The organism is Marivirga lumbricoides (genome assembly GCF_014636295.1).
Taxonomy (GTDB): Bacteria; Bacteroidota; Bacteroidia; order Cytophagales; family Cyclobacteriaceae; genus Marivirga; species Marivirga lumbricoides.
The window spans coordinates 420,502-437,681 of record NZ_BMEC01000002.1 but is presented as its reverse complement, the minus strand read 5'-3'; the positions used below and the strand labels follow the sequence as shown (position 1 = coordinate 437,681).

The 17,180-nt window shown below is 34.2% G+C and carries 20 protein-coding genes; 5 read left to right on the top strand and 15 right to left on the bottom strand.

The genetic code is table 11. The features are described 5' to 3' along the window. Positions 1–120: 120 nt before the first annotated feature. The 15 genes from IEV85_RS04595 to IEV85_RS04525 form a co-directional block, all read right to left on the bottom strand. Complete coding sequence (locus tag IEV85_RS04595) at positions 121–960, bottom strand: helix-turn-helix domain-containing protein (protein WP_188460625.1); 840 nt, start codon at positions 958–960, stop codon at positions 121–123. Between the two features lie 11 nt (positions 961–971). Beyond that, on the bottom strand, positions 972–2,141 hold the full coding sequence (locus IEV85_RS04590) for a C45 family peptidase (RefSeq protein ID WP_188460623.1): 1,170 nt from the start codon (positions 2,139–2,141) through the stop codon (positions 972–974). A gap of 272 nt (positions 2,142–2,413) precedes the next feature. Then, positions 2,414–3,172, bottom strand: coding sequence for a matrixin family metalloprotease (locus IEV85_RS04585; protein ID WP_188460621.1), 759 nt, complete (start codon positions 3,170–3,172; stop codon positions 2,414–2,416). 82 nt (positions 3,173–3,254) lie between these two features. Beyond that, on the bottom strand, positions 3,255–3,485 hold the full coding sequence (locus IEV85_RS25200; RefSeq protein ID WP_425562878.1) for an amidohydrolase family protein: 231 nt from the start codon (positions 3,483–3,485) through the stop codon (positions 3,255–3,257). 235 nt (positions 3,486–3,720) lie between these two features. Then, the gene (locus IEV85_RS04575) at positions 3,721–3,972 is read right to left on the bottom strand and encodes an amidohydrolase family protein (protein ID WP_188460619.1); all 252 of its coding nucleotides are present in this window, start codon (positions 3,970–3,972) and stop codon (positions 3,721–3,723) included. A gap of 57 nt (positions 3,973–4,029) precedes the next feature. Beyond that, positions 4,030–4,632 carry a Crp/Fnr family transcriptional regulator gene (locus tag IEV85_RS04570; protein WP_188460617.1) on the bottom strand — a complete coding sequence of 201 codons (603 nt, stop codon included), beginning with the start codon at positions 4,630–4,632 and terminating at the stop codon, positions 4,030–4,032. 180 nt (positions 4,633–4,812) lie between these two features. Further along, a complete protein-coding gene (locus IEV85_RS04565; protein WP_188460615.1) occupies positions 4,813–5,295 on the bottom strand; it encodes a MarR family winged helix-turn-helix transcriptional regulator in 483 nt (160 codons plus the stop codon). Next, entirely contained in the window at positions 5,280–5,726 is a 447-nt protein-coding gene (locus IEV85_RS04560; RefSeq protein WP_188460613.1) for an EVE domain-containing protein, read from the bottom strand. Before IEV85_RS04560 ends, IEV85_RS04565 begins: the two co-directional genes overlap by 16 nt. Before the next feature lie 2 nt (positions 5,727–5,728). Then, the gene (locus IEV85_RS04555; protein WP_188460612.1) at positions 5,729–6,088 is read right to left on the bottom strand and encodes a VOC family protein; all 360 of its coding nucleotides are present in this window, start codon (positions 6,086–6,088) and stop codon (positions 5,729–5,731) included. A 134-nt stretch (positions 6,089–6,222) separates the two neighbouring features. Next, positions 6,223–6,852, bottom strand: coding sequence for a nitroreductase family protein (locus tag IEV85_RS04550; protein ID WP_188460611.1), 630 nt, complete (start codon positions 6,850–6,852; stop codon positions 6,223–6,225). Positions 6,853–6,968: 116 nt separating this feature from the next. Continuing rightward, positions 6,969–7,976 (bottom strand): alpha/beta fold hydrolase, encoded by a 1,008-nt coding sequence (locus IEV85_RS04545; protein WP_188460610.1) that lies wholly within the window; start codon positions 7,974–7,976, stop codon positions 6,969–6,971. Between the two features lie 194 nt (positions 7,977–8,170). Further along, the gene (locus tag IEV85_RS04540; RefSeq protein WP_188460609.1) at positions 8,171–8,707 is read right to left on the bottom strand and encodes a redoxin domain-containing protein; all 537 of its coding nucleotides are present in this window, start codon (positions 8,705–8,707) and stop codon (positions 8,171–8,173) included. Then, complete coding sequence (locus IEV85_RS04535; protein ID WP_188460608.1) at positions 8,704–9,189, bottom strand: hypothetical protein; 486 nt, start codon at positions 9,187–9,189, stop codon at positions 8,704–8,706. The genes IEV85_RS04540 and IEV85_RS04535 overlap by 4 nt, the downstream gene beginning before the upstream one ends. A gap of 99 nt (positions 9,190–9,288) precedes the next feature. Next, entirely contained in the window at positions 9,289–10,146 is an 858-nt protein-coding gene (locus IEV85_RS04530; RefSeq protein WP_229712506.1) for a helix-turn-helix domain-containing protein, read from the bottom strand. A gap of 53 nt (positions 10,147–10,199) precedes the next feature. Beyond that, entirely contained in the window at positions 10,200–11,084 is an 885-nt protein-coding gene (locus tag IEV85_RS04525) for a LysR family transcriptional regulator (RefSeq protein ID WP_188460607.1), read from the bottom strand. 81 nt (positions 11,085–11,165) lie between these two features. On the opposite strand from IEV85_RS04525, the gene IEV85_RS04520 reads away from it, so the two are divergent. From IEV85_RS04520 to IEV85_RS04500, 5 genes are all read left to right on the top strand, one after another. Beyond that, positions 11,166–11,804 (top strand): NAD(P)H-dependent oxidoreductase, encoded by a 639-nt coding sequence (locus IEV85_RS04520; protein ID WP_188460606.1) that lies wholly within the window; start codon positions 11,166–11,168, stop codon positions 11,802–11,804. Positions 11,805–12,184: 380 nt separating this feature from the next. Continuing rightward, positions 12,185–13,360, top strand: coding sequence for an Ig-like domain-containing protein (locus IEV85_RS04515; protein ID WP_188460605.1), 1,176 nt, complete (start codon positions 12,185–12,187; stop codon positions 13,358–13,360). A gap of 113 nt (positions 13,361–13,473) precedes the next feature. Then, positions 13,474–14,778 (top strand): Ig-like domain-containing protein, encoded by a 1,305-nt coding sequence (locus IEV85_RS04510; RefSeq protein ID WP_188460604.1) that lies wholly within the window; start codon positions 13,474–13,476, stop codon positions 14,776–14,778. Positions 14,779–14,817: 39 nt separating this feature from the next. Continuing rightward, on the top strand, positions 14,818–15,384 hold the full coding sequence (locus IEV85_RS04505; protein WP_188460603.1) for an RNA polymerase sigma factor: 567 nt from the start codon (positions 14,818–14,820) through the stop codon (positions 15,382–15,384). Next, a complete protein-coding gene (locus IEV85_RS04500) occupies positions 15,359–17,140 on the top strand; it encodes a hypothetical protein (RefSeq protein ID WP_188460602.1) in 1,782 nt (593 codons plus the stop codon). The genes IEV85_RS04505 and IEV85_RS04500 overlap by 26 nt, the downstream gene beginning before the upstream one ends. Positions 17,141–17,180 lie beyond the last annotated feature (40 nt).

Here is a 17,180-nt window from a genome sequence, read left to right as displayed (position 1 = left end):
CTAAATGAGCCTCAAAAGCTGTTTCATTATAAATTACTGAGGCTTTATTTTTATCGAAATAGTATTTTGTTTTTTAATTTTAGTCACCACACAATAAGTTGTAGATAGGTGAAATAATTGCTATAAATATTCCTCAGCTTTTTCATTATTATTAAAGAACTCAATAACTCTGTAAATTACAATTACTTCTAGTATTTCGGCAGGAATTAAAATTATAGGGCTGATGAAAGCTAAAATAATGGATAATGATAAGCATGCTGCTAGTATTTCTAATATTCCAGCAAGCTTTGCCAGCCTTCCAAATTGTGACCTAAGCTTTATTAGTGAGAATCCAAAAATTAATCCGCAGAGTCCGAAGCTTACAGAATATAACAAAACCATAAAATCAGTGGGAATTAAGCCTGTTAAAATAGAGAAAACATCCAACCCAATGATGATCAAATAAAGACTGATGCTTACTGCAGAAATCATTTTGAGTAATTGATTGCCAACTAATGAACCAATAACAACAAATCCCCGGAAAAAGAAAACAGCCGCCAGCACAATAGCTATTTTAACTAAAATATATGATAGAGGATCAAATAATGATCTATCAACAATTCTGGAATACTCTACAGCTCCTTCAAGGAATCTTATGATGAAGAAGAGGATTCCACTAACCCAGGCTATTTTTATTTGTTTAATATAATAGTTGATAGGTTTGTTTGCAGATATCCTCAAAATATTGAGGCTCCAATTTGATTCCACGTTTTCTTCTTTCTCTTTGCTTACTTGGTCCCAATCATAATCCAAAGCATTCAGAATTGTTTTCACTGTGTAATCTCTGGGACTAACTTCTCCCGCCTCAATTCTTTGAATGGTTCTTATGCTGATGTTGCACTTCTCCACTAACTCCTCTTGTGTAAGTCTTTTTGTTTTTCTAAGCTCAGCTATCTTTTTACCTAATTTAGGTTGTCTCATGCCAATAATATTTAGTTATTTGATTGCGAAGAATTATCCCAGGCGGTAAAAGACCAATAATTATCCTCATAGAGTTTAATAGCCATTTTATCTCTTTCATCATCATGTTCAAATTCTACTTTTACCCTTTCCTTTGGTAAATAAAATATATTGGTTGATGAAGGAATTAATGGTAAGGACATTCCATCTTCAAAAGTAAGAACAATTGTATTTTCCTTTTCTTCAACTATAATTTTACCAATATAGTAATTATGATAAACACCTGAGAATTGATTTATTTCCTCTTTAGCTAATTTGGCAGAATGAGGTTCTGTCCATTGTGTAATTGGTCTTTCTTCTATAAGAGATTTTAGGTCGTTAAATGTATAAGACTTCTGACCTTTTCTCAGCATTTCATGAATGTTGGTGTGTACTGTAATTCCAGGATTATGTTGAGAGAAAAGCCAAACTTCTCCGGTGCTAAGGTTCTGAATATTAGAGTACATTGTTCCTCCTGTTTTTTGGGAAGTTGCACGGCAGATATCCATCATAGTAGCTAAACTGGCTCCATATTCAGCTAATTTGGCTTTAGCAATTGGATATCTCCAGCAAGATGAACCGTCTTCCTTTCCACAGATATCAAAATTAGTAGAAACTAAGTTTTCACCTTTTTCTACCAATTGAATACCAGATGCACTTATAATTGCAAATCTACCGTTTCTATCTGCCACATGCATTTGTGCACCTCTAAAGCCATTCTGAAACCAGTAGGTTGTAAAGAAAGCAATAACTTCCTCTACTGTGCTCATGTTGGCCAGTATGTGTGGTAATATAGCATCATTACCAGATGGAAAAACTTTTCTGTTCGATGGATCAAAATCTTCTACCCAGTCAATCGCATCAAAGTCAAAAGTAAGTCCGGCCTCATTCATTCCACCCTGAATACTTCCACCTGTGCCATTACGAGGAGACATATAAGACAGCGTGAAGTAGCCATATTTAGTGTTGTCTAATTTTGGAAATACGTTTAGAAAGTTGGCAATTCCTTTCGGCCCGTCTTCATTATTAGCATTCCAAACATGACCATTTCTGGCAATGGCACTTACGGTGGTGCAAGCAAAGTTTGAAAAAGGATACAATAGAAAACATATAATTAGGGTAATTATGATCTGGTTGGTAAGTTTGCTTTTATACTTTTTCATTGTTCAATAAATTTAAAATGTTGTGATTGATTTTAACTGCAAGCAATTTCACAACAGGCTGAAAAAAAATCAAAACATAGGGCATTACTTTACCCGCCATTCACCCGCCATTAGCTTCCAGATGATTTAAGTGCAGTTTTTAATTTCCTAAAAAGGCTTTTAGAATATTTCTATATACAGGATATGCCGGAAAGATTTGCTGGAGTTTAATAGAAATATAAACGACTCTTGACCTAATTAATGAACCTTTTAAAATCTTTGAAAAAAACTTTTCAATTTTTTCCATAAATCTGTTGAATTCCTGAAATATCTCCCTTTTGCAATCCAGGTAAATCAAACTTTGATTCATCAGGTGCCATAATATTTGAGGAGTTCACATGCCCAAGTCCTAAAACATGGCCTATTTCATGTAGTGCATTAATATAAAATGCGTTACAGGATTTTTCTTTCGAATTAGCATTGAAGATCACATCTCCACTCAATGTTTTACAGCTTGTATCGGTAAAATTAGGAAAGGCCACTGCAGACTGAAAGATGGCTGCAGTATAAAATTGGATGTCACTATTACTGTTTTGTGGTAATTCTTGAAAAGTGATATCGGCTACCTCTTGCCATTCAAGTATAGCTTTTCTAATTTCTTTTTGAGCACAAGATAATATCTCTTTCCACGATTCAGAAGGTACATTAATTTGCCTGTGTGTATTTATAGTCCCATTTTTTTCTTGAAAGGAAAATGTAATTGTACCTCCGGATGTTTGAGGGCCAACTGCATTAATTCCACTTTGATCAAAATTCTGATCTGCTCCCCATTTGTATCCGAAAAGACAATAAGCCGCCTGAGGACTTTGGGCGCATGATGACAAGTTGGCGTTGCATATCGCAAAAGCATCCGACTCATTGATAATGGAAATTTCTTTTGAGCAACTACTTAGTAATAATATATAAATTACAAAGCTTAACTTAATCCAGACCAACTTTGCAGCTTCTATGTGAATGGAGTTTAAAATTGAACTAATACATCTTACGCACATCGTTTATGAATGAATGTTAAACTAAAATAGTGAAGATAAGTGGCATCTGCAATCACTTTATTTAGCAAGAAGCCAGATAGACTTAGGAATATTGTTCTTTAATATTTATTAATGATGCCGCATTGCCATAAAGTATTTTACTTTGTTCAGTAGGTGTTAAGTCGAGTTTCATTACGGCATTAACAGTTTCTTCAAGCGTCCGTTGAGGAAAATCTGATCCCGTCAGTATTTTATCTATTCCAATGTTTCTTAGTATCCAAACAAATTCATCTTCAATTGGCGAATCTGCTAATAGGGATATAATGCCAGAAATGTCAATGTATATAGTTATTACAAAAGTCTTCGTTCGTTTTTATAAGTTTGAGAATATTCCACAGGAACGGAAAGACATTCCTCCCATGTGCGCGTAAATAAAAGTTGTTTCTTTACACTCCAGAGCCAAATTTCAAAGATGCTCTACATCTCCAGGAGAGGTAATATTAGCATTATCAATTAGAACTGTGATTCCAATTTCTCCTGCTTTTTTGCGTAATTTTAAAACCCTTTCGTCATCTACCTTCAATTTCTTGAGAAAAAGGATGTAACTTAATTATAGCCACTCCTTTTCCCTTGAGCCTTTCTATCTCTTTTAATGCAAATAATGAGTCATAAGGGTGAACAGAGCAGATAGGAATAAGCTTTGGGTTAACATGTGAAAGTTTAATTATTCTATCATTCCGGCTCGCCTGTCTTTGAGTGTTTCCTCTGTCAGCTATAATTATACCTCCGTAATATTGCACAGAGATATTTAATGAATCCAAATGAGAGGTATATTTGTCAATTAAGAATTGCCTCAGGTTAAGTTACTTTTTTTTAATTTAAAAAGTGAAATCTTTTAATGTTCGTTTTTCCCTGCTGTACTGCTGCGGGGTCATATTAAGATAGCTTGCCAGAAATTTTTCCGGAGTACAACCCATTAATCCTTTAGATCGCTCTACATTTTCATAAAATAGTCTGAACCGTTTTGAAGGATTCCGGTATTGCAGTAAAAACATTCTGTTTTCCCTGTCCAGCAGAATGTTCTCGTGTATTTTGTACATGAGGTAACTGAATTCATGACTCTTTGCCATTAAAGCATCTAAATCATTCTTTTCCAGATAAAGTAAATCCACATCTGTAATGGCTTCCTGCACCTCAAGAGAGGGGCAACCTTCAATATAACTTTTGAGACTGTTAAAAGGCAAACCACCAGGGGTTAGGTTAGTTGTAATAACTGTATCTTCATCATACACAAACTGATGAACAACACCCTTTAAAACAAAATTGGAGTGTGTTTCTACTTCTCCCATTTTTAAAATTGACTGTCCTTTTGTAAAAGATTTTGTTTTAAGTAAGTGACTTATTTCGGTTTGAAGATAAGTGCTAACTGGACTTATCTTATTGAAAAACTCAAATACCATCTGATGATCTGCAGAATTCATGGTTGATTTAATACCTAATTAAAAAGTGCAATATAAAAAATGGTGCTTTTAAAAACTTGAAGATACATTGACTATATGATAAATTTAACAAATTGAATCATCATTTTAGAGAAAATATTATTGATTAATTAATTCAATAGTTTAAAGATTAGAATATGCTCATTCTATAAGAAAGCATGACTATTCGTTTTCTAATTCTGAATTGTCAGATCTATGTGCTTCAATCAGTTTTTTCATACTTTTATTCAGGTTGGGCAGATTACTTCCTAAACTTGAAAAAAAGTCAATATCAGCATTTTCAACCTGTACAATAGCTTTTTGAAGTATTTGACTGCCTTTGGAAGTAAGATTTACAATCTTGGCCCTGGTATCTGTGGCGTGCTCTTTCCTTTCTATCAACTTTTTAGTCTGTAAGGTTCTCAGCACTTTAGAAACCATCATTCTGTCATAATTATTAAACCTGGCAATTTCTACCTGTGTAATTGTAGTGTGTATGCTGCTTAGCCAGGCAATAGAAGAAAGTATTACAAACTGGGTATGGGTTAATTCCAGAGGGTCCAGCACTTTTTTCTGATTGCGTTGCCACAGAATTGTTAATTGCGCTAAAAGATATCCTGGGCTTTCTTCAGGACCGGAAAAATGAAATTTTACTTTATCTGACATGTTTTTTCATTGAGCATTTTAGAAGCAATAATACTATAGTCGTGCTTATTTATTTCAAAGAAACCAAATCGAAATGGGAAACCCCATTTTTTTTTATTTTGTATAAAGTTTAAATCATCAATCAGAGGAAGTATGGAGATATCTTCACTATTGTAGAAGTATACTTTTCGCCTGGCAGGACAAAAATTTTCTGTAATTTGTACTGAGTACACTTGTTCATCTTCTACTTTTCCGATAGCTGTAAATTCCTGGCATTTTGCAGGATTTCCCATTGTTTCCTTACCAGAGTAAAATAGTACTAAGTCTCCTTTTTTCATCCGTTTTAGCGGAGCAGTTTTTCCATGACACGTTTGTGCAATTCCTTGTTGAATAGCAGACTTCACATGGTCTTTTGAAGCAACAATAATCCAATATCTCCTGTCTTTCTCCATGCTTAATTTGTTTCCAAAAAGGTTAATTTATAACCATCAGGGTCTTTTACGTGAAATGCCTTGCCAAATGGAGTATCCATTACAGGCGTGGTAGTTGTTATTCCATTTGCTATAAATTTTTCTTTTAAAGCATCTACATCTTCCTTAACCGCAAACCAAATGGCTACCCCCACACCTAATTCCTTACCTTCAATGGGTTCAAGCGGTGTGCGAATGGCAAAACTTGCCTCTCCCTCACCATATTTAAACACGCATGCCTGTGGATTACTATTTTCTATTTCAAAACCTAAATTTTGTGTATAAAAAGCTATAGATTTTTCCAGGTTTTTCACTTGTAGTGAAGCAAAAGTTAATTGTCTCATATATCACTAAATTTTATTGTTGCCGTAAATATAGTATATGCGACAACAATAAATTAATTTTTAATATATTTTTTTGCTCAAATAAAAAATGCTGGCCCAACAGAGCCAGCATTTAATTTAATAGACATGTACTTTTAAAGTTCAGTAATAAAATCCTTTTTAGGAGTTCTTACTTTTTTCATTTTTACTAACCAATCATTTTCTTCATCTCTATAACCCAAAGGCAGTAATAAAATACTTTTCAATCCTTTTTCTTTTAATCCTAAAATTTTATCAAGCTCATCAGGAATAAAGCCTTCCATTGGTGTAGCATCTACTCTTTGTTCTGCAGCAGCTGCTATAGCCATGCCAAAAGCTATATACGCCTGCTTGGCAGCATGATGTGCATGCCATTCCTGAGAAAGCGGCTCATAATTGCTCCATAGTCTTTCTTTATAGGCATCCATCGTATCGGGTGGGAGCTTTCTTTCTTCCAGGGTTTTCTGAAATACTTTCTCAATACGTTCAAGAGAGTAACCATCCCAGCTGGCAAATACTAATAAATGGGATGTGTCAGTAATTTGCTCCTGCCCCCAGGCTATTGGCTTAATTTTTTCCTTTAAAGACTGGCTGGTGATCACAAATATTTCATAAGGCTGAACGCCTGATGAAGAAGGAGCCATCCTTGCTGCTTCTAAAATGTAATCTACTTTTTCCTGAGGAACAGGTTTTCCGTTCATCTTTTTAGTTGCATAACGCCACTGTAAATCCTCTGCTAAACTCATTTTATATTAAATTTTAATAAATAGAAAAGTACTATTACGAAGTAGCTTACTTATAGTTACCAAATAATAAAAAGTGAGTTTTACAAATCTACTAAATATAAAATAGTGTCGATGAATTAGCTTTTCGTTTCTGTATGTTTATCTAATGACTTTCTGTTCTGAATAGTGCCCTTTTGCTCTAACCATTTTATAATAGCATTATTTGTTTCTTTTGGCTTTTCTTGCTGAATGCAATGTCCACAATCTAAGCTAATGATGTCTAAATTCGGAGCAAAATCTTTTAACGCGTGTGATTTCGGAATCGAATCTTGGTCACCATATATCATCAATGTTGGCTGTTCAATTCTGGGCTTTACATTTGCCATTAAATGCCAATTGCGATCCAGATTTCTGTACCAATTTATGCTCCCCGTAAATCCTGATGATTGGAAGGCAGAAATGAAAATAGAAAGTTCATTTTCATTCATTAAGGGTTCACCGAGGGGTTCATCTGCTCTGGCCAGGTTGATCATTAACATTCCTGGTTCTGGTGGAACAGGAGGTACATTCTTGCGAAACAGGTTACGAAAGAACCGGGATGTATGCTCTTCCAATACAGCATCTGCCACTCCTGGTTGTCTGTTAAAGTGAACAAAATAGAAATCTTGGCCCAATACTTCTTCCATCAATTCAATCCAGGGTTTTTCTCCTCGCTCTTGATAAGGTAAAGCCAAATTTATCACCTTGTTCACCCGCTCTGGATACAATAGAGCGAGATTCCAAACTACATTTGCGCCCCAATCATGGCCTACAAAAGTGGCATCCTGGTACCCGTAATAATCGAGTAACGCCACTAAATCTCCGGTTAGATGCTCTATGTCATACGCTGTTACTTCGGCTGGACGAGATGAGTTTCCATACCCTCTTTGGTTAGGGACAATAACATGATAACCTGCAGTTACAAGTGCAGGAATTTGATAGCGCCATGAAAATGCATGTTCCGGAAAACCATGACACAATACAATAGGCTTTTTAGTGTTTTGCTTTCCTCCTTCGAAAACTTCCAGTTCTACTCCATTAACTGAAATCATTTTAGCCTTAGGAAAATCAATTGAATTAAGTTCTGTTTTGGTTACGCTTGTCATTTTTTTTATGTTAAATTTTAATTGCACAAACGTAAAGGCAGCAAATGACAGCCTTATGTCAGGAGGTAAAAGAATTAACAAAATTTATGGAATTGAATTTGAAAATGCCTCGGTATGAATAGTCAATCTGTGATTTTGAGTTATGGGCTGACTAAAGAGCAGTATAATGTCTATCAAAATTGTTTTCATAATATTCATTTTATGTTTTTAAAGATATATTCAATGCTGGGATGGTCTCCATAGTGTTTTCCATAATAGGCCATTTGTATAATTCCGGATGCATCTACCAGAAAGCTGGCTGGCATTAGATTCAGATCACCATCAATCTCTATGTCTTTAGGCTTTTGCTTTACAGCATTCATTATCAACCTGGGATGAAGCAATAACTTGATCGCCCCAACAAATGATGATTCCGTAACACAGTAAGATTTATAGATGGTTTTATCCTTATCTGATAACAATGGAAAAGGCGATTTTTTGCTTCCTACATAGCGTAACAGATTTTCTTTATCAGACGGCCAAATGGATATGATTTCCAGATTATTTTTCTCGAAGCTATCGTAATGACGGATCAATTCATTAGTTCTCAAATTGCAAAATGGGCAGGCGGCAAAACGATGAAATGTTAAGTAAACCCATTTTTCTTGTGTCGGAACATTGATCTTTTTATCCCATAAATCAAGGGTGCTTATAGCCGGAGCAATATCTCCTTGTTTTAGCATTCTTTTCATCTGTAAGCTTTTGATAAGAGAATTTTCAATATAACCACTTGTATTACCATTAGTAGTGGCACATAAACCGAGACTGTAAAGTAGTTGGCACCAAGGGGCAACTCATACACTTTTTCAGACATTGCCAATGTTAAAACCACTAATATGTCAATGATACTTACCACTGAAAAAAGCCAGGTAAAAGCTACAGCTGGTTTCTTATGAGATTTGAGCAAAATCAGGGCAATTAATGCCAGTATTCCTGACAGAAAATCACCATGAGCTACAATTTCCTTTAAGTAGAGAGGAAAGTCAGCCGAGACCTGACCTGGCATGAACAGTGAAAGAGGCAGGTAGCGAAATGCGTTAACTAAAAGTAGCAGAGCTAGAATATCAAACTTTGTATCTTTCGTGATTTTTGGAATCACATACCATTTGATAGTCAGAAAAAATAATAACATGCTGAAAGTGCATTGTATGCCTAATACGACTAAGTAATCCATATCATTTTTGTTTAAGATTAATAACTTTAACAAAGATATAGTCTAGGTATTCCCTGCAGCTGTGATGAAAAGTCCAGATAACAGGACTTATGGTTCAATTCATGAGAGCGACTTATTTTTTATGAGCTTTCCTGAAATCAGAAGGCAGAATATCAAATTTCTGATAGAAAAGACGTGAGAAATAGGAGCTCTGTCTTCATAGCCAATTTGAAAGCTTATTTCACTTATTGCGAGCGAAGAATGAGACAACAAGTCTGCTGCTTTTTTTAGACGTTTATTGCGAATATAATTGGCCGGAGTATCATCGAAATGCTTTTTAAATTCCCTTTTAAAAGTAGAAAGGCTTTGGCCAGCCAGAAGCGCCATCTGTTCCAAACTTAGATTCGAATAAAGGTGAGACTCTACTACATCGGCAATGCTGGCTTTTTGGGGGGTAAATAAATAACTATACAACTCCAGAATGGTATCTGCCGCTTCAGTATGTAGCAGCAGTAAAACAAGTTCCTTGATTTTGAGATAGAGTATTTCTTCTTTTGCCATCTCAGGATTGTCGAAATAAAAATCAAGACTTTCTATAAAATGGTCAATGACATTTTTCCGGGAAAGGCTGTACGTATATTTACTGGATTTTTGTTGTTTCAGAAAAAATGGAATTTCTTCTTTAAATATTCTTTCAAGGATGTCAAGGAAAAAGTGAATTACGCATACTTCACAAATACCCGTAGCACTATTTTGAAAAAGATCAGCGAAGTAGGTTCCACATTTTAGTAAAACACTTTCCTTCTCTTTAAGGGTAATTTTTTCTGTTGGGGCAGAGACATGAGAACCACCTTCATTAAAATACAGGAAACAAGCTTCATTTTGAAAAACCGGATTTTGACGCAAAGGAGGAATAACTTTTAGTTTCTCAATAACTGTTCTTCCCTTTAAGTCAATATGAAATCTGTTTTTTATCATTGTATTTATTCCTCAAAGAATAAATTTAAAACGATTTTTTTTGAACAATTCTATTATTTATTAGTTTTATTAAGTCCTTCCATAAATTGATTGATTTCACGTAAATTACTATTTTTAAGTTTGTAAGAATAAAACAAATTTTGCTCAGTGATTTTAGCAGATTTAATAACTCTCTTAATCAGGTTGTTTTTTAATTCTTCTTCACATAATTGGCTCGGTACAACACCTAATCCTGCATTGTTTTTTAAAACTTCTATTATATCTATATAAGAGGGTAATATATATCTTGGTATTACTTTAGGCTTGGTATTAAAATGAGTTTTCCAAAATTTCTTAAGATCTGCCTGATCATTATCATACACAAACCAGGTTTGTTTCTGCAACCATGCTATCAGTTGATTGTCATTATTTTTAATTTCAATGGGTATATCAATAGCAGTTGAGCTTATTAACTCTAAAACTTCATTCTTAATAAAAGTGAATTGATGGTCGTAAATATTATGCTTTTTTATTCCAACCAATAATTGAATTTTATCTGACTCAAGTGCCTCAATAAGCTCCTTTTCACTGCCAAAATGAGTCACTATATACATATCAAAAGAATAGATTTTATTCCTTAATTCTTGATTAAAAAAATCTCTGGTACAACCAATGGTTATCGCAGCTCTTACTTTTTTGGCTCTTTGACTTGCATAATTCTCTACCTTTTCTAATTGATGTAATGGCGTGCTGATTTGCTGGTATAAGAATTTTCCATATTCGGTGGGTATTAGCTTTCGAGTAGTTCTTTCAAATAATTTTTTACCTATATGATTTTCCAAAGCAGATAAATGCTTGCTAACACCAGGCTGAGTTAAGTTTAACTTTTTTGACGCTTCTGTAATGTTATTGCATTCATAAATAGCGCTAAAAGTTCTTATCCATTCCAAATTAATCATAATATATGTTATTAATGAGCAAACAAAAATAATTAATATTATTAATAGGTTCGATTTATATTTGTTGAAAATGATACAATTATGACACAAACACTAGTAATTAATTACACTCCTCGTAACGGTTCTTACACCAAAGTTTTATTTGACGAATTTGTTAAACTAGCTAAAAATAAGACGACCATTAAATACCTGAATTTAGTAGAGACTCCACCAGATTTATTACTGACCAAAAACCTGAATTTGATTATGGAATGGAATATGGGCAAAAGAGATTTTTCTGAAACTGAGCTCTCAATTTTATCTAATCATCACAAACTGATTGAAGATGTGCTTGAGGCGGACAACATTGTATTAGCATTTCCTATTTACAATTTTACCATGCCTGCCACAGTGAAGGCTTGGATAGACGCAATTGTTGTAAAAGATAAAACATTTTCTTTTAGCCCTGAAACAGGTTTTAAAGGTCTTTGCAATAACAAAAAAGCTTTGTCTATTATGGTAAGTGGGTTTGATTATAGCCTTTCTGATAATATTAAAGAGTATGCTTCCTCAACCCTCAAACAGAATTATGATTTTATGGGTATTTCTTCGGAACAGATTTCAGCTTTTGGGGTTGACCAAAATAGAGATCAGTTAAACTCTATTCTTGAGAATGCAAAATTGGAAATAAAAAATTTGACTGATAGGTGGTTTCCCGGTAATACTAACGTGCTTTTGTAAAATTACTTATGCGTTTTGAGCGTTTAGTTTAGGTAATATAAACTGTTGTATAGATACCTATATTTCTTTAGTTCAACTTTAGCATTGCAGTATCTTCATTCGTTTATAGAAATTTATTAATTAGTTTTCGATTCCTCTTAGTTCAAACTGTTTTTATTTTAATGTCGGTAATAATTATCAGCTATTGCTGATAATTATTATGATTAGGTGGAAATAACTTTAGAAGTTTATTGGCTATCAGTACTCATTAATGATATATTTTTAAAATAAAAAGATAATAAAATCACAACTTGTTCCAACCTTTTGAATCTAACCTCTGACTATATTATTGTGCGCACATTGTATTAAATAATAATCTTCCAAAGCATAATTAAAAAACAATGAAAATTATAGATAATCTTAATAAGATATTTTTTTTAGGCTTCATATTCAGTTCTCTTTTGTTTACTTCATGTGATGATGATGAAATAGAACCTGAAACGCCAGAATCTAAAAGTATACTAGCAGTAGATGATTCCTTCGAATATTCCAATGAAGAATGGATTGATTTTACTGAATGGGAAGAAGCGGATATCTATTATGCCACATATGATATACAAAAGTTACTTGAAAATGATGAGCTACTTGAGGGTGGTAGTAGTAACCTACAATTTGAATTGGTGACCCAACCTTCATTTGGCACGGTAAACAAGTCAGAGCAGCTCTTAGTGTTTTATTTTCCTAATGATGATTTTAACGGAGAAGACTCTTTTGAATATCAGATTTGTAAAAATGGTGAATGTAGTAAGGCAAAAGTAACTATTAAGGTAAATGGTTATCAGAAGCCTGAAGGAGAGGAAACTCCCGATGAAGAACCTACACCAGTGGCTGAGGATATTTTAGAGTTTACGAATGAAGAATGGTTCGAGAAAACCAATGGTGAGGAGCTTTCCATATACCCTAAAGAATTAAATGTTTATAAAAGTAAATTTGAAGGTATTGATATTACAAAGCTAAGAGTAATCTCTGAGCCCTCTTTTGGTAGCACTAAAATTTACAATGATCCATCTTCCTGGGATTTCCCTTATTATATTTCCTATTATCCTAATGATGATTTTGATGGGGAAGATTCATTTGAATACGAGATATGTAAGGATGATGAGTGCTATAATGGTACTATAACTATAAGAGTGGAAGATTTTGATAAGAGCACCATCCATTTATCTCCGGATTCTTTTAAATATGGATATAATGAATTTAACAGGAACCATACTCAAATAATTATGGGAGAAATAACTGCGACATTATCATATGAGTTTTCGGATTTTGTAAGTCAGGATGAACTGGGAGGCTTATCTTTTAACGATATTGAATTAGAGGTTCAGCAGCCATCTAACGGTGAAGTAACTGTAGATAGCGAAGGTACTATAAATTTTGTAGGAGAGTATAGTTATGAAGATGCGCGTGAGAACGGGTACGAGGTAACTATTGAATACAGTATAAAATATGAAGGCAAAGTTTATAACTCTAGTATAATCGTCACAGTTCAGAGGGAGGACTGGGGCAGTGGTTGGTAAAGTATTAAAGGTTGGAATACTATTTTAATATCTATTCCAACCTTTTTGTCTTTCTAACTGACTAAAGATATAGGGCTAAGAGATTAAATTCATTTAAATCATTTTCTATGCTGATGAAGAACAAAGTTACTTGGAGTTTACTTCTAATACTATTAGTATTCGCAGGGTGTGATTCCTTTGAGAATGATGTTTACCCTGATAAGGATCAGTTGAAAAATACAAGTGATGTGGTTATGTCGCTTACACCGGGTTCTCCTGTTATTTTGGACTTGCTGCAGTCCACCCAACTTACAGGCAATGCTTCTATAAGTATTACAAAGCAACCTCTAAAAGGTACTGCTTCAATTACTTCAACAGGGTTACTGAAATATATTCCAAATCAGGATTTCATTACAGGAGCTGATTCCTTAAACTACACTGCCTGCATCAATACTAAATGCGATGAGAGTAAAGTAGAGTTCAAGTATGCTGATGCCGGGAGTAGCTGTATAACCAGGGCTGTATATGATAAATCTACTTTGTTAGAGAACTCAATTATAATTGATGTATTAGCTAATGATATAGCCTGTGATGAGACCTTTGATATTACTTCTTTAAAAATTGAAGAATCACCTGTACAAGGAACTGTAGAAATAAGTGATGGTAAAGTTTTATATACTGCCACTAATGAAAACGTTGAAACCGATCAGTTTATCTATGGGGTGGCAACAAACGAGAATCCGGAACTGATAAAGTACGGCATTGTAGATATTGTGAAAGAGCAGGTTATCGCCTTGAAAGCTAATAATGACATATTCGAATACACTTATGAAGAATATATCACTAAAACTGACGATTGGGGAGATCAAGCACTTCTCACTTTTACGCTTGAACAAATACTTTCTAATGATGAATTATTTACTATCCCTGCTGCTGACTTATCAGTAACTATGTCTAATTCTGTGAATGGGTCTGGAAGCTATGAAAATGGAGTCTTTAATTTTACTACTTCATCTGAATTTAATGGCACTGCAAGTTTCGAGTACCAAATATGTTATGAGAATATCTGCTCTACAGCTATAGTAAACATTTCAGTGCCAGAGTATAATGATGGGCAGATTCAGGCCATTAATGACACGATCACTTTTGCTACTTGGCAGGAGTTCTACGCAGCTATGGATTCTACCTATCTAAGCCTTGATTTTACGATGGATGATATTTTTGGTAATGATGACCTGGAAGGTCTTAATTATAATCAACTGTATATTTCAGTTTATGACCAGGCAGCACACGGGAATGTGACCTACTACGATTTAGAGATGATCAGATATACACCAAACGAGAGTTTCGCAAATTCCGGTGTTGATACCTTTTATTATAGCATATGCTACAATAATGTATGCAGCGAAGCGACTGTAATTATTAAAGTTGAACAATAAACAAAAAAGAAATAAGGTATTGGTTTACCTTTTTTACGCATGAAACAGGAGCTGATAAAGGGTTGCAGAAAAAACAATCGTAAATCTCAGGAGTCTTTGTACCATCTATATGCCCCTAAAGTTATAGGAGTATGTAGAAGATATGCTATAGCAAGAGAGGATGCTGATGATATTTTTCAGGAAGCTTTTATCAATATATATTCTTCACTAAAAAAGACAAATGATGAGATACAATCTTTAGATGCCTGGGTAAGAAGAGTTACTGTTAATACTGCCATTAATTATTATCATAAGCATAAAAAGTATACTGATAATCTGTCCATTGAGTATGTATACGAGGAGAGTCATAATCAGGACTATGAGAATATATTAAGCAAGTTAAGTATGCAGGAGTTGCTAAAGTTAATAAGTGATCTGCCTATTGGCTGCAAGCTTGTATTTAACTTGTATACCATAGAAGGTTATAGTCATAAGGAAATAGCAGAGAAATTGAATGTTTCTGAAGGTACTTCAAAATCCCAACTTTCCAGGGCGAAGAACCTTATGAAGTTAAGAATTAATCATTTTAATAAAGTAAGCTATGAGTCGATCGCTCGAAGAGGATAAATTCGGAAATCACTTTAGGGATAGATTTGAGAGCTGGGAAGATGTTCCGCCTGCCGATGGTTGGGAAAAATTAAACCAGCGTCTAGATGCTAAAGATAATTTCAACAAAAGATGGTATGCTTTATCGGCACTGCTTCTATTATTATTAACAGGGGCAGGTTACTATTTCATTGATGCCAGTTTTACGGATTTAGAAAAAAAACCGAAAATCGATTTTACAGATGAGGTAGCTGGTAATAATCAACAATCAAATGAAGAGGTAAATAATTCTGAATCCCAATTTAGCCATAATAGAACCATTGATTCTGCAGCGTATTTAACTGATAGTAACTACCGAGAAATCAACTCTCAGAAAAGTCAATTTGTAGATACTCAGTCTCAAAAAAGTAATGAGGCTTCGGTTAATGATCGCATCGCAAATTCTCCTGAAAAGGCACAAGCGCTGTCATCGTATAATCAGGTTTCTAAGTCTTTGAGTTTTTCATCTAAAACCAATGTTAGCGATGAACTAACTGAAAGTAAGAAGGTTCGTGGAAATAGTTCAGATGACAGCACCGGGAATACTTCAAGTGAAGTTGTTCCAAAAAAGGAGCAATTTACTGATGTTGATGAAGAAGGAATGGTACAACAAGCTACTTCTATAAATGAAAGAGATATAACTGACAGGAAAGACAATGATAAAATTATAATGACAAAATTAGAGAATGACGATAATAGAGTAAATAGAATTTACGATTCGAATGACTATTTTAAATCAGATGTGAACGATACTTCCTATACTGAAGAGGATACTATCAAATTTAAGCATAAGGAAGTTATCAATAGGCAGAGCTCTGATTTATATAATGACAGTACATCAGAAACTATTCTATTAAATAAAACAAATTCAGCAATTTTAGGCATTAATGATACCTCTCATCTTAGAACAGCCAATAGTGAAGAAAGTAAGAGTAATGAACAACAGGGCTATAGATTAGAAGACAAAAAATCTTTTTTAACGAATGATTCATTAGCGCTTGAAAAGTCCATTACAAATGAAGAACAAACAAAAGAAGAATATCAAGTAGAGGACAAGAAGGAGGAAAATGAATCAAATTGGTCTTTGTTGCTGGCAGCTGATGTTAATTATAACTTTAAGCGTATTATGCCTCAAAATGACCTGCTTTATATATCATCACTGGATAACCTAAATGAGTTTTCTATGGGAAATGTGGGGTATGAGTTTTCCTTTTCCGCAAGGTATAAGTTAAGTAACCGGACATCAATTTCCGGAGGAGTTAGCTGGTTAAATTTGAGAGATAATATTGTTTATAGCTACACTCCACTTATAGCCGATAGTGCAGAAGTAATAAATGTAACCCCCGAAGGATTTGAGGTAAACACATTTATGAATGCCTCACAAAATGAAGTTCAAAATAGTACACAATATGTGGGAATAAATATAGGCTTTCTTCATAGACTGAAACTATTTTCTGTTGATAGGAGCCTTTTTGCTGATTTTAGGCTCATGAAGTTGATATCATCACAAACCAACTTAAATCAATCAGGCCATGTTTTTGACAGAAATATAATAATGGGGTCTGTACAAATGGGGGTTGAAAACCCAGTGAATATTCATGGATTCCTCATGGTAGTGTCTCCTTACCTGGAATTACCTTTTACTTCAATGTACAACGATAGGGCTGTATACTTAATGAAAGGATCGCGTATTGGGATTAGCCTTGGAATACCATTAAAAATTGGTCATAAAAAGTAATGTCAAACATTCACAATATTTACAATAAATCAATCAACAC